Annotated in this window: 14 protein-coding genes and 1 tRNA gene; 9 read left to right on the top strand and 6 right to left on the bottom strand. The window is 54.9% G+C overall.

The genetic code is table 11. The features are described 5' to 3' along the window. Positions 1–36: 36 nt before the first annotated feature. The 6 genes from sufB (at position 37) to BLU05_RS00840 (ending at position 5905) form a co-directional block, all read left to right on the top strand. The gene (gene sufB, locus BLU05_RS00865) at positions 37–1563 is read left to right on the top strand and encodes a Fe-S cluster assembly protein SufB (RefSeq protein ID WP_091877074.1); all 1527 of its coding nucleotides are present in this window, start codon (positions 37–39) and stop codon (positions 1561–1563) included. A 90-nt stretch (positions 1564–1653) separates the two neighbouring features. Then, positions 1654–2409: a Fe-S cluster assembly ATPase SufC gene (sufC, locus tag BLU05_RS00860; protein WP_091877072.1), complete on the top strand. Its 756-nt coding sequence runs from the start codon at positions 1654–1656 to the stop codon at positions 2407–2409. Between the two features lie 11 nt (positions 2410–2420). Continuing rightward, positions 2421–3692: a Fe-S cluster assembly protein SufD gene (sufD, locus tag BLU05_RS00855; RefSeq protein WP_091877070.1), complete on the top strand. Its 1272-nt coding sequence runs from the start codon at positions 2421–2423 to the stop codon at positions 3690–3692. Between the two features lie 68 nt (positions 3693–3760). Continuing rightward, positions 3761–5002 (top strand): cysteine desulfurase, encoded by a 1242-nt coding sequence (locus BLU05_RS00850; RefSeq protein WP_091878363.1) that lies wholly within the window; start codon positions 3761–3763, stop codon positions 5000–5002. A 5-nt stretch (positions 5003–5007) separates the two neighbouring features. Next, positions 5008–5427, top strand: a complete 420-nt coding sequence (locus tag BLU05_RS00845; RefSeq protein WP_091877068.1) for an SUF system Fe-S cluster assembly protein — start codon at positions 5008–5010, stop codon at positions 5425–5427. A gap of 208 nt (positions 5428–5635) precedes the next feature. Further along, complete coding sequence (locus tag BLU05_RS00840) at positions 5636–5905, top strand: hypothetical protein (RefSeq protein ID WP_091877066.1); 270 nt, start codon at positions 5636–5638, stop codon at positions 5903–5905. Between the two features lie 5 nt (positions 5906–5910). On the opposite strand, the gene BLU05_RS00835 is transcribed toward BLU05_RS00840, so the two are convergent. Continuing rightward, on the bottom strand, positions 5911–6534 hold the full coding sequence (locus BLU05_RS00835; protein ID WP_139210356.1) for a hypothetical protein: 624 nt from the start codon (positions 6532–6534) through the stop codon (positions 5911–5913). 126 nt (positions 6535–6660) lie between these two features. Between BLU05_RS00835 and sufA the strand changes: the two genes are divergently transcribed. Together sufA and BLU05_RS00825 are read left to right on the top strand one after the other, a co-directional pair. Next, the gene (sufA, locus tag BLU05_RS00830) at positions 6661–7035 is read left to right on the top strand and encodes a Fe-S cluster assembly scaffold SufA (RefSeq protein WP_091877062.1); all 375 of its coding nucleotides are present in this window, start codon (positions 6661–6663) and stop codon (positions 7033–7035) included. A gap of 79 nt (positions 7036–7114) precedes the next feature. Continuing rightward, the gene (locus BLU05_RS00825; protein ID WP_091877061.1) at positions 7115–7432 is read left to right on the top strand and encodes a TfoX/Sxy family protein; all 318 of its coding nucleotides are present in this window, start codon (positions 7115–7117) and stop codon (positions 7430–7432) included. A 60-nt stretch (positions 7433–7492) separates the two neighbouring features. On the opposite strand, the gene BLU05_RS00820 is transcribed toward BLU05_RS00825, so the two are convergent. From BLU05_RS00820 to BLU05_RS00810, 3 genes are all read right to left on the bottom strand, one after another. Next, positions 7493–7894 (bottom strand): NUDIX domain-containing protein, encoded by a 402-nt coding sequence (locus BLU05_RS00820; protein WP_091877059.1) that lies wholly within the window; start codon positions 7892–7894, stop codon positions 7493–7495. Positions 7895–7904: 10 nt separating this feature from the next. Then, entirely contained in the window at positions 7905–9440 is a 1536-nt protein-coding gene (locus BLU05_RS00815) for a DEAD/DEAH box helicase (protein ID WP_091877057.1), read from the bottom strand. Positions 9441–9628: 188 nt separating this feature from the next. Beyond that, positions 9629–10402, bottom strand: a complete 774-nt coding sequence (locus BLU05_RS00810) for an NAD kinase (protein WP_091877056.1) — start codon at positions 10400–10402, stop codon at positions 9629–9631. Positions 10403–10557: 155 nt separating this feature from the next. Between BLU05_RS00810 and BLU05_RS00805 the strand changes: the two genes are divergently transcribed. After that, positions 10558–10633, top strand: a tRNA-Thr gene (locus BLU05_RS00805). Positions 10634–10790: 157 nt separating this feature from the next. Here BLU05_RS00805 and BLU05_RS00800 read toward each other — a convergent pair. Then, entirely contained in the window at positions 10791–11078 is a 288-nt protein-coding gene (locus tag BLU05_RS00800; RefSeq protein WP_091877054.1) for a putative quinol monooxygenase, read from the bottom strand. An 888-nt stretch (positions 11079–11966) separates the two neighbouring features. Continuing rightward, positions 11967–12404, bottom strand: a complete 438-nt coding sequence (locus BLU05_RS00785; RefSeq protein ID WP_091877049.1) for a VOC family protein — start codon at positions 12402–12404, stop codon at positions 11967–11969. Between the last annotated feature and the right edge of the window lie 121 nt (positions 12405–12525).

The raw sequence follows: 12525 nt of genomic DNA, 5'->3' as shown, positions 1-12525 counted from the left end.
GCGGGACCTTGAATCCCGCGAGGATGGAGAACGCCAATGCCTGCCGTGCAGGAAACTATTGATCAGGTCCGCACCCTGGATGTGGACCAGTACAAGTATGGCTTTGAGACCCTTATCGAAATGGATAAGGCGCCAAAGGGCCTTAGCGAAGATATTATCCGCTTTATTTCGGCCAAGAAGAACGAGCCGGAGTGGATGCTGGAATGGCGTCTGAAAGCCTATGAACGCTGGCTGACCATGGAAGAGCCCACATGGGCGCGGGTGAATTATCCGAAGATCGACTTCCAGGACATGGTTTATTACGCTGGACCAAAAAACCAGACCGGCCCGACATCGCTTGCCGAGGTTGATCCTGAGCTGCTGCGCACCTATGAGAAGCTGGGTATTCCGCTGAAAGAGCAGGAAATCCTTGCGGGCGTGCGCAAAATGGGCGAGCCGAGCCCTTCCGATGAGGAAGAAGCCAGCGATAATGTCTATAAGTCAGGCCGTGTGGCTGTGGATGCGGTGTTTGACAGCGTGTCCGTTGTTACAACCTTCAAGGCTGAACTGGCCAAAGCAGGCGTCATCTTCTGTTCGATCTCCGAAGCGATCCGCGAGCATCCAGAATTGATCAAGAAGTATCTGGCTTCCGTTGTGCCGGTCTCTGATAATTTCTATGCGACGCTGAATTCGGCTGTCTTTACCGATGGTTCGTTTGTTTACGTGCCCAAGGGTGTTCGCTGCCCGATGGAACTGTCAACCTATTTCCGCATCAATGAGCGGGATACCGGCCAGTTCGAACGCACGCTGATCATTGCCGAAGAGGGCGCTTATGTGTCCTATCTCGAAGGCTGCACGGCACCACAGCGCGATGAGAACCAGCTGCATGCGGCAGTTGTGGAATTGATTGCACTTGATGATGCCGAGATCAAATATTCGACCGTGCAGAACTGGTTCCCCGGTGATGCGGAAGGCAAGGGCGGCATTTACAACTTCGTGACCAAGCGTGGCGATTGCCGCGGCAAGAACTCCAAGATTTCGTGGACACAGGTTGAAACCGGTTCGGCGATTACGTGGAAATACCCATCGGTGATCCTGCGCGGCGACAATTCACGCGGCGAATTCTATTCCATCGCGGTTTCCAATGGTCATCAGCAGATCGACAGCGGCACCAAGATGCTGCACCTCGGCAAGAACACGTCGAGCCGTATCATCTCCAAGGGTATTTCGGCTGGTAAGTCGAACAACACCTATCGCGGTCAGGTTTCGGCCCATCGCAAGGCGGAGAATGCGCGTAACTTCACCCAGTGTGACTCGCTGCTGATCGGCAATGATTGCGGTGCGCATACGGTGCCTTACATCGAGGCAAAGAACGCCACCGCCCAGTTCGAACACGAAGCGACGACCTCAAAAATTTCCGAAGATGCGCTGTTCTATGTGATGCAGCGCGGCATTCCGGAAGAGGAGGCTATTGCGTTGATCGTCAATGGCTTCGTCAAGGAAGTCATTCAGGAACTGCCGATGGAATTTGCCGTGGAAGCGCAGAAACTGATCGGCATCAGCCTTGAGGGCTCAGTCGGATAGCCATGTGGCGGCCAAGGGCCAGTCATTCGCCAAACAAGATCATATTAGGGATCGCCACGGCTGATCCCACGGAATTCAAAGGGTAATACAATGCTTGAGATCATCAACCTTCATGCGAAGATCGCAGATACGGACACCGAAATCATTCGCGGCCTTAACCTCACGGTCAAGGCGGGCGAAGTGGCGGCGATTATGGGGCCGAACGGTTCCGGCAAGTCGACACTGTCCTATATTCTTGCGGGCCGTGAAGATTACGAAGTCACATCAGGCGACATTCTTTACAATGGCGAATCCATTCTGGAACTCGATCCATCCGAGCGTGCGGCCAAGGGCATTTTCCTGGCGTTCCAGTATCCGATGGAAATACCTGGTGTTGCGACGATGGAATTCCTGAAAGTGGCGATGAACTCGCAGCGCAAGGCGCGCGGTGAAGAGCCACTAAAAATTCCTGATTTCATCGCCCGCGTAAAAACGGCTGCGGCATCGCTCGATATGGATATTGCCATGCTGAAGCGTCCGCTCAATGTCGGTTTCTCCGGCGGCGAAAAGAAGCGTGCGGAAATCCTGCAGATGAAACTGCTGGAGCCAAAGCTTTGCGTGCTTGACGAGACCGATTCCGGCCTCGACATCGACGCGCTGAAGATTGTTTCCGATGGCGTCAATGCGCTGCGCTCGCCTGACCGTGCGGTGATCGTGATCACCCACTATCAGCGTCTGCTCGATTATATCGTTCCTGATAGTGTCCATGTCCTTTACAAGGGACAGGTCATCAAGTCGGGCGACAAGAACCTTGCCCTCCATCTTGAAGAGAACGGCTATGCCGATATCATCGGCGAGGCAGCCTGAGGAGCGACGTTATGAATGTTCACACAGGACGCCAGCCGACAACCGCAGAAGCGGCGCTGGTCGACTCGTTTGTAGACCGGATGGGCGAATTGCCGGGCGATGCGGAAATCGTCAGCGCGCGTGACAATGCCATCGAGGCATTGAAGACGCAGGGCCTGCCGTCGCGCCGCGTCGAAAGCTGGCACTATACCGATCTGCGCACCTTGCTGCGTAGCGTTGCTGCGTATGATAGCGCGGCTGGTACCAATGCCTTGCCGGCCGTTATTCAGGGATCAGCTGTTGCCACCGTTTCCAACGGCGTTGCACTGAACGCGCCGCGGATTGAAGGTGTCGAATTCACCAAATACAGCGAAAAACTGGCGGATGGATCGGCGATCCGTGATCTTGCCATTCGTGGTGGTGACGATGCAATCGGCCAGATCAATGCCGCTTACGTGACCGATGGCTGGTCGGTGAACGTTGCCGACGGTGTCGAGCTTGAAGCGCCGCTGGAACTGCAGAATGCGCAGGTGCGTGGGCAGGGCCACGTGCGTTTTGCCGTCAAGTTCGGCAAGGGCAGCAAGGCAACCATTATCGAGCGTCAGACCGGCGGCGAGGGTGAGGGCTTTTCAACGTCCGTCAGTAATATCACTGTTGCCGATGATGCACAGATTGTCTGGATCATCCTGCGCGAACAGGGCGTTGAAGCCACACAGCTTGCCCAGTTCACCGCGACCATCGGCACCAACGCCAAGCTGACGGTTTATATCGTCAATGCGGGCGGCAAGCTGGTGCGGCAGGAAGTGCATGTGCTGTCCAAGGGTGAAGGCTCGGACTTCCAGCTGCGCGGTGTCAACCTTCTCGGTGGCGACAGCCATACGGATGTGACCATGACGCTCGGCCATCTGGTTGAAAACACCACGTCGGTGCAGATCATCCGCAATGTGGTAACAGACCGCGCACGCGGTGTCTTTCAGGGTCAGATCAAGGTCAACCGGATCGCCCAGAAGACCGATGCGCGCATGGCCTGCAACACGCTGCTCCTGTCCGATGATGGCGAATTTGATGCCAAGCCGGAACTCGAAATTTTTGCCGATGATGTGGCTTGCGGCCATGGTGCAACGGTGACGGAAATCGACAGCAACCACCTGTTCTATCTGCAGGCGCGCGGCATCCCCGAAAGTGATGCACGCGGCCTGCTGATCAAGGCATTCGTGGCTGAAATCATCGAAGAACTGGAAAGCGAACCGCTGGTCGAAGCTCTGGAAGCTATTCTCGACAAGTGGCTGGCTGCTCATGTCTGATTGTTCGCCTGCCGGTTGATCCGGCCGGCATTCAACATTTGACCCAAACGCAGGAAAGCGCGGGCACTATGGATACGAAGATCATTCAAGCCGGTTATGACGTCGAGGCGATCCGCCGCGACTTTCCCATCCTGTCGCGTGAAGTCTACGGCAAACCGCTTGTCTATCTCGACAATGGCGCTTCGGCACAGAAGCCGCAGGCGGTTATTGATGCGATCACCCACACCTATTCGAATGAATATGCCAATGTGCATCGCGGCCTGCATTTCCTGTCGAACGCCGCTACGGACGCCTATGAAAAGGCGCGCGAAAGCGTTCGCCGCTTTCTGAATGCGGATTCTGTCGATGAGATCGTTTTCACCAAGTCCGCTACCGAGGCGATCAATACGGTCGCCTATGGCTATGGCATGCCTAATATTGGTGAGGGCGACGAGATTGTCCTGTCGATCATGGAGCACCATTCCAACATTGTGCCTTGGCATTTCATCAGGGAACGGCAGGGTGCAAAGCTGGTCTGGGTACCTGTTGATGAGCAGGGTGCGTTCCATATCGAGGAATTCGAGGCGCGGCTGACTGATCGCACCAAGCTGGTTGCCATTACCCATATGTCCAACGTGCTTGGCACGGTGACGCCGATCAAGGAAATCGTTCGCATCGCCCATGCGCGCGGCATTCCGGTGCTTGTCGATGGCAGTCAGGGCGCGGTGCATCTGCCTGTTGATGTACAGGATCTCGGCTGCGACTGGTATATTTTCACTGGCCACAAGATTTATGGCCCATCCGGCATCGGCGTGCTCTATGGCCGCAAGGAAAAGCTGGAAGCCATGCGCCCCTTCCAGGGCGGCGGCGAGATGATTGAAGAGGTGACTGAGGATATTGTCACCTATAACCATCCACCGCACCGCTTCGAGGCTGGCACACCGCCGATTGCTCAGGCGATTGGTCTTGGGGCAGCCATTGAATATGTGGAAAAGATTGGCCGCGCCGCCATTCTCGCCCATGAGGAAGATTTGCGCGATTATGCGCATGAGCGGCTGCGCCAGATCAATTCGCTGCGTATTTTCGGCGATGCCAAGGGCAAGGGCGCGATCATCTCCTTCGAACTTGCTGGCATTCATGCCCATGACGTGTCGATGGTCATCGACCGGGCGGGTGTTGCGGTGCGCGCAGGCACACATTGTGCTCAGCCGCTCTTGAAACGTTTCGGCGTAACATCCACATGCCGTGCATCGTTTGCGATGTATAATACAAGAGACGAGATCGATGTTCTCGCCGATGCGCTGGAAAAAGCGCGGAAATTCTTTGGGTGAAAACGATGACCGATAAAGTCGAGACACTGGAAAAAGACGAAACTGTGAAGCCGGAAGCACCTGTAGAGACTTCCGAGGTAAGCGGTGCTGTTTCTGCGTCTGCTATTCCAGCCGATGAACTGGCACGCATGACCGATGATGTTATCGGCGCGCTGAAGACGGTCTATGACCCGGAAATCCCCGCTGATATCTATGAGCTGGGCCTTGTCTATAAGATCGATATCGAGGACGACCGGTCCGTAAAGATCGAAATGACCCTGACAGCGCCGGGCTGCCCTGTCGCCGGTGAAATGCCGGGCTGGGTACAGGATGCGGTAAGCTCGGTCGAAGGCGTCAGTTTTGTTGACGTGAGCATGACTTTCGATCCGCCATGGACGCCCGACCGTATGTCGGAAGAAGCGCAGGTCGCCGTCGGCTGGTACTGATCCAGTCGCGCGCATCTCAGATATTAATCTAAGGTCTTACGTCTAAAGTCTAATTGCCAGAAGTCCGGTAGCCAAGCATGATATGGTTGTCCGCTCTGCACCGTTTGGTGCAGACAGTTTAACCGTTTATGTCCCGGATGCCATTGATGATACATAATGTCATCGAATATGTGGTGGGGCATCACCCAGCGCTTGAATTTGTTTTATTATGATTTTTGATTTGCCTATTGCCATATGGATTGTGCGTTTTGGCACAGCGGGCGTTATTTTCTTCGCGCTGAAGGCCGCTTGGCACTGGCATTCATCGACCGAGATTCTCACACGAGCTGATATTGCCGGATTGCTTGATGGTCGGTCTGCCATGAGTTGTGCAGCCGAATCCGTGCTGGAACAGGCAGAACAGAACGCAAAAGGCTCCATGGCTGCGGCCCTGGCATGCCTGCTGGTCGCCATCGTCAGCATTGTCAGTTATTTCTAAGGCCGTCAGGGCGCTTCACACGCTTCAGGCACGCTTTGATCCAGTGGCTTCTCGAATTTCTGCAGGGTGCCGTCGAGAATGGACAGTGGCACAAAGGGAACGCCCTGAATGGCCGCATTTGCCAGTCGCAGCCGATAGCAACCGTTATAAACTGTGCGCTTACCGTCCTTCTGCGTCGATTCAATTGCCAGTGGCAGGCTCCAGTAGGTGGAACCGGCTGCGCCCTCGCTTTCAACCTTGCCAAGGCGCAGGACCACTGAAACGGTGTTTTCATAACCCGCCTGAAATTGCGGGAAGGCCTGTGTGTGGCCTTCCTCGGCATAGTAGCTATAGGCGCGGGCATATTCCTGCCGGTTGATGGCGTTATAATAGGATTTGACCAGCTGTTCGGGCGTGCTGCGGTCGTCAAGATAATCAGGCACAGACTGGTTTGGGGCCTCTGCGGCTTCCTTGGCAGCCGGGGCTTCCTTGGTGGCAGGGGCTTCTGGCGCGGCCGCGGCGGGTGCTGCGGGCTTAGCCCCGGTTTCCTGCTTTGGCGGTTCGGGCTTTTTGGCTTCCTGGGCCAGCGCAGGTGTCAGGCTCAGCGCCAGACCGGCGACGCTACAGAGAATGAGATGGCGGTAATTCATGATTTCTGCCTTCTGCATGCAGGTTTGTGGGACGTGGGTGAGTTTGAACACTTGCGGTGACGACTATGTAACACTAACTATGATACAGACTGATCGTTGTACGATCTGAACCAAGAGAGATTAGAAATGGGTCGTTTTTCTGTCATGACGTTGACTGATGCTGCAGCATCCCGCGTGAGCGAGATTGTAGCGACGCGTGAAAATGCGCTCGGTATTCGCGTCGGCATCAAGAAAGGCGGCTGCGCGGGTATGGAATATACCATTGATCTCGTTACAGAAGCCAAGCCCGGCGATGATATTGTCGAAAAGGATGGCTCGAAGGTATTTGTAGCACCGGAAGCCGTGCTGTATCTCTTGGGCACGCAGATGGATTTTGAAGTAACGACCCTGCGCACGGGCTTTGTCTTCAATAATCCCAATCAGACATCAGCCTGCGGCTGTGGTGAGTCGGTCGAATTGACCCCTGCCAAGCCGGAAGCTTTGGCTTCAGCCACTTCCTGAGTTTTCCCGCCTCAATTTGCAGTCATGGTAGCGCAATTTTCGGCGTGACGCCCGTCTTTGCGCCTGCAATACTCAAGCCATGGACAATGATGCGATTCACGACCTGTTTTCCGGCCTCGGGCCTGTCACCATCAAACGCATGTTTGGCGGCAAGGGCATCTATCATCACGGGCTGGTTTTCGCGCTTGAGGTTGCCGACGAAATCCTCTTGAAGGCTGACAAGGTCTCTGCACCGGATTTTGAGGCCGCCGGTTGCCGGCGGTGGACCTACGAAGGCAAATCAAAAACTGTCGAAATGCCTTATTGGTCAATCCCTGCCGATGCGTTTGATGATCCTGACATCATGACCGAATGGGCGCGCAAGGCCTATGAGGCCTCGCTGCGTGCGGTGAAGTAACAGGACCTATCAGCAGAATGGCCCGACCCGTTGATTAAAGCTCCCTCCGTAAGAGGGGGCTCAGGCGTCTTGACGGATCAATTCCAGCGCATGCATGGTCGGGAGCGTAAGCTTCGCGGGGAGGTTATCGAGAGGAAACCAGTCGATACCGCCATGTTTGTCCGGTTCAAGCAGCTGCATTTCGCCGGAAAATGTTTCGGCAAGGAACAGGACGCCAAACCAGTGCTGGCGCTCATCGTGGAAAAGCTGCTCGCTAAGGCCAAGCTGGCGGATGGAACCAGCCTCAAGGCTGGTCTCCTCAAAGGCTTCGCGTCTGATTGCCTGTTCGGCGGTCTCCAGAAAATCGATCTTGCCGCCGGGGATACCCCAAGCGCCGATCTCGGGGCTTTTCTTGCGTTGTAACAAGAGGATATGGCCGTCCCTTAAGAAGACGATTCCACATCCAACGCCCGGTGCATTCACGATCGAGCCCTCAGATTTTTGTATCGATCAGCATGAAGGCAGGGATTTCATCGCCAAAACCAACCGGTGATGTATCGTTGTCATTTCGGTCGCGGCGATGATCGCGGCGCGGTTCCTGTTCACGGCGCGGTTGTTCCTGCGGGGCAGCAGGACGGGCGCGGCGCTGTTCATTGTCGGCCTTGATGGCAGCTTTTTGCGGCTTCTCGGCTGTCTTTTTCACAGGCTCTTCAGCGGTTACAGGCTGCTCGCCGGTTTCCTTGGCGCGGTCGGCCGCGGCGATGATGTCGATCTCAGACTGCGGGCGTTCGCGTTCGCGGCCTTCATTGCGCGGCTTGCGCTTGGTTTCACTCTTGCCGCGGGCATTACGGCCACGGCGCGGAGCTTCGTCGGTTTCTTCCGAAACGGGCAGGGTGGCGAGGTCGCCATCATACCAGTTGATGTCTTCACCGATCAGTTTTTCAATGGATGCAAGATGTTTTACATCGGCAGGTGTGACCAGCGTAAAAGCCTTGCCGGAACGTCCGGCGCGGCCCGTGCGACCGATGCGGTGTACATAATCTTCCGAATGAATAGGCACGTCGAAATTGAAGACATGGCTTACGTCAGGAATATCAAGTCCGCGTGCCGCCACATCAGAGGCCACGAGAATTTTCAGTTTGCCGTCCTTGAAATTGGCCAGCATTGTGGTGCGGGCACGCTGATCCATATCGCCATGCAGGGCACCGGCATCGAACTCATGCTTGACCAGCGAGCGGAACAGCTCGGAAACGTCTTTCTTGCGATTGCAGAAGATGATCGCGTTTTTCAGGCCATCTTCTTCAGCGCGGATCAGATCTCGCAGCTTGGCGCGCTTTTCCCAATCTTTTTTGCCTGACTTGACCAGTTGCTGCTCAACCGTCTTGGCTGTGGTCGCGGCCTTGGCGACTTCAACACGCACGGGCGCATGCAGGAACTGTTCCGTCAGTTTGGTAATCTCTGGCGGCATGGTGGCCGAGAAGAACAGTGTCTGGCGGGTGAAGGGGATCAGTTTGCAGATCCGCTCAATATCGGGAATGAAACCCATATCGAGCATACGGTCGGCTTCGTCGATGACGAGAATATCAACACCGGTCAGAAGCAGCTTGCCGCGCTCGAAATGGTCGAGCAGGCGGCCGGGCGTGGCAATGAGCACGTCAGCGCCGCGTTCAAGCTTGCGCAACTGGTCATCAAAGGAAACGCCGCCAATCAGTAGCGCGACATTGAGCCGGTGGTTCTTGCCATATTTGACAAAGTTTTCCTCGACCTGCGCGGCAAGCTCGCGTGTTGGCTCAAGGATCAGCGTGCGGGGCATGCGCGCGCGGGCGCGGCCCTGTTCAAGCAATGTGAGCATCGGCAGCACAAAGGAAGCAGTCTTGCCTGTTCCGGTCTGGGCGATGCCGAGAACATCCTTGCGCTGCAGCGCGTGCGGGATCGCCCCAGCCTGAATCGGAGTGGGGATGGTGTATCCTGCTGCTTCCACAGCATCGAGCACTTTCGGCGAAAGGCCCAGATCAGCGAACGTGGTCAATGGAGATTTAACTTTCTATCTGCAGTCGATGCCGCACATGTCCGTTATTTTGCCAATGGAATGGGTGCTTTTCATTGCACAATGTCTTGCAGGAATGGCGTTACGGCCCATACCAACAAAAGTCAACTCTTGCATCCCTTGAGATTTAAGAGTCTGTTACAATTGTGCATCACTTTAGTCTAATGTTGTCAATAAAGGAACTGTTCTTTGAGAATCCGTTCATTCCATGAATGGTTCTTGTCAAACAGAATGGTTGCACGCAACTGGGATGCTTCTTCGACTGTCACCGAAAGCACCGACTTTACTTCCGTGTGATCAGCGACAGCGTTGACCGGCCGCTTTTCCGGTTCAAGGATATCAAGCCGCACCGTGACCTTGTTTGACAGGAGCGCACCGCGCCAGCGGCGCGGGCGGAACGGGGAAACCGGGGTGAGCGCGAGCAACCGTGCATCAAGTGGCAGGATGGGGCCCTGAGCTGACAGATTGTAAGCGGTGGAGCCGGCTGGGGTTGCCACCATCACGCCATCGCAGATCAGTTCTTCAAGCCGGACCTGATCGTCAACGGTGATCTTTATCTTGGCTGCCTGATAGGACTGGCGCAGCAGATAGACATCATTGAGCGCAAAGGAAGTCACTGTGCCCTCTTCAAGCGATTCTGCAACCATCTTCAGCGGGCGGATCGTTTCAGCCTGTGCGGCCTCTACACGCTCTTTCAGGTCGGTCTCGCTGTACTCGTTCATGAGGAAGCCGACAGAGCCCCTGTTCATGCCATAGGTCATCTTGCCCTGGTTCATGTGGTTCTGCAGGGTCTGCAGCATGAAACCATCACCGCCCAGCGCGACGATGACATCGGCATCCTTCGGTGCGGTCTGGCCGTAAAGCTTGACGAGATTGTGCATAGCCTCGTCGGATTCCGGTGTTCCGGAGGAAAGAAAAGCGAAGGTTTCAATATTCCGGTTCATGGCTGCCTGCGTGTCCGAGCATCTCAAGGACGTATCGCCTAGCACGGCGCGATTGATCTGGCAAAATGCTGCTCAATCAAAAAAAGCGGGAAAATTGCATAAAGTGCTGTTTTTCCATTTTACATCCGGGATGTTTGTGCTAATCGGACGCCGCTGCCCTTGTAGCTCAGTTGGTAGAGCATCTGATTTGTAATCAGAGGGTCGGGAGTTCGAGTCTCTCCGGGGGCACCATTTTTCTTTTAGCGATTCTTAAGTTGTTGACTGTCCAGCACCTTTTTAAAGGTGCGGGGCAATGCGTTCTCAATCTGGTCCGCAATGCGCTTCGAAGACTTAATTCGACGCATCTTTCGATCCACGCCATTCACCGCCATGAAGAGTTGTACCAAATTCAGAATGGAGCTTCTGACCGGCTGATATAGTGCTTCTCCACTTTGACATCATGCATTTTGACACCAGTCTTAGGCGGATTACAATTCTTGCGCCAAGCCGCCAGCACTTCGTCGGAAGTCCATATTTCGATCATATTTACTCTGGATGGATCAATTGGGTCAGCGCTGATTGATAAATCGATGCAACCCGGATAAGCCCGCGCCCTGTGAACCAGATCGGCGAAAGCGTCTACGTATGATTGGCGAAGTTTGGGTGAAACGGAATAGTGGCCTGCGATAATGAGCATGTTGGTCTCCTCTTGAATATGTCCTTGTAAGGAAGACGCGTGGAGAGCGATAAAACCGACAGCCAAAGGTAATTTTTCTCCCTTATGGGGCAGTTACTGCACACTTAGTCGATGCAGCCAATGTAGGGCCGGAGATTGCAAATATTTGGATGGCTCACGCGTGTGGCCCGTCAGCTACCTGTTGTTGGATATTCATCCTTGAACAGCTCCACCGCCTCACAATGGCCCTAAACGGATTCTTAACCGTCAGTCGTGGGGTGCCTGCGAAGCATTGGTCAAACAGCTTGGCAGGAACAGTTAAGGAGAGAGTAATGCACAAGGTTCTGGTAATGGCAGGAGCAGCGGCTCTGATGGTGGTTTCTTCAGCACCATCATACGCACAATCCATCGAAATTGGTCCGGGCGGGGTTCGGCTTGTTGAACCTCAGATGGAACGTTCTTATCGGCGCATCAGCAGCATAAGCGAGAGAACAGCCGTGCGGATCGCGCGTTCGGAGGGGCTTCGCGAGGTTGACGATGTTACGAGAACGCGGTCGCGGTTCATAATTGAGGGAACCGACTATCGAGGGGATGATATTAGAGTCTCCGTCGATCGTCGAACCGGAGAAGTAATCTCGGTCGATTAAATCGGCCGCGCTATATCAGCCCCACTTTCCTGCGGATTGTGGGGCTTTTCATTTCTGGAAGATGGAATGTTGGTTCGCTCAACTAAGATGAGGCCCGGCAGTAACGGGGAAGGGTTGCCGGACCTCATGTTGTACACTGGAGAGCGACAACAGAGAAAACGTGATGCTTCGATATGGCGATTTCAAGATGCGCCCAACAATCAGGGCTTGTTCTATTGTCATCGTTTCAGAGAAAATGCCTGTCAGATCCCGATTGAGCGAATTAGCTGAGTTCTTGGGCGAGTCCGATGAGAAGTTTTCCGGGCCCGCGGATATAGCAGAGCCGATACACGTCTTTATACTGCACGACTTCGCCGACGACCTGTGCACCGCGCTTGCGGAGCCTTTCGAGCGTGTCGTCAATGTCATCTACGGTGAACATGACGCGCAGGTAACCCAAGGCATTGACCGGGGCGTTTCGATGATCTGCGATGACAGGTGGCGTGAGGAAACGGGATAGCTCCAATCGGCTGTGGCCATCAGGCGTACGCATCATGGCAATCTCGACGCGCTGATCGCCCAGTCCGGTGACACGCCCGGCCCATTCTCCTTCGATCATGGCCCGTCCTTCAAGCTCGAGGCCAAGCTCGCGAAAGAAATCAATCGTCTCTTCGAGGTCATCGACAACGATTCCTATATTGTCCATCCGTTTCAGCGCCATGTGTCCAATCTTTCCAATCCACAAGGTGTTGTCTACAGCCACGAGGGGTCAGTATCTTCCGAAGCAGGGCCTCGTTGCCGTGGAGAGTCAAGCGTGAATAATGCGCTTAGGTGTTCGCAAG

Origin of the sequence: Phyllobacterium sp. OV277, from assembly GCF_900104355.1 — a bacterium.
Taxonomy (GTDB): domain Bacteria; phylum Pseudomonadota; class Alphaproteobacteria; order Rhizobiales; family Rhizobiaceae; genus Phyllobacterium.
The sequence above is the reverse complement of the archived record's forward strand: the minus strand, read 5'-3'. Positions and strand labels throughout refer to the sequence as shown.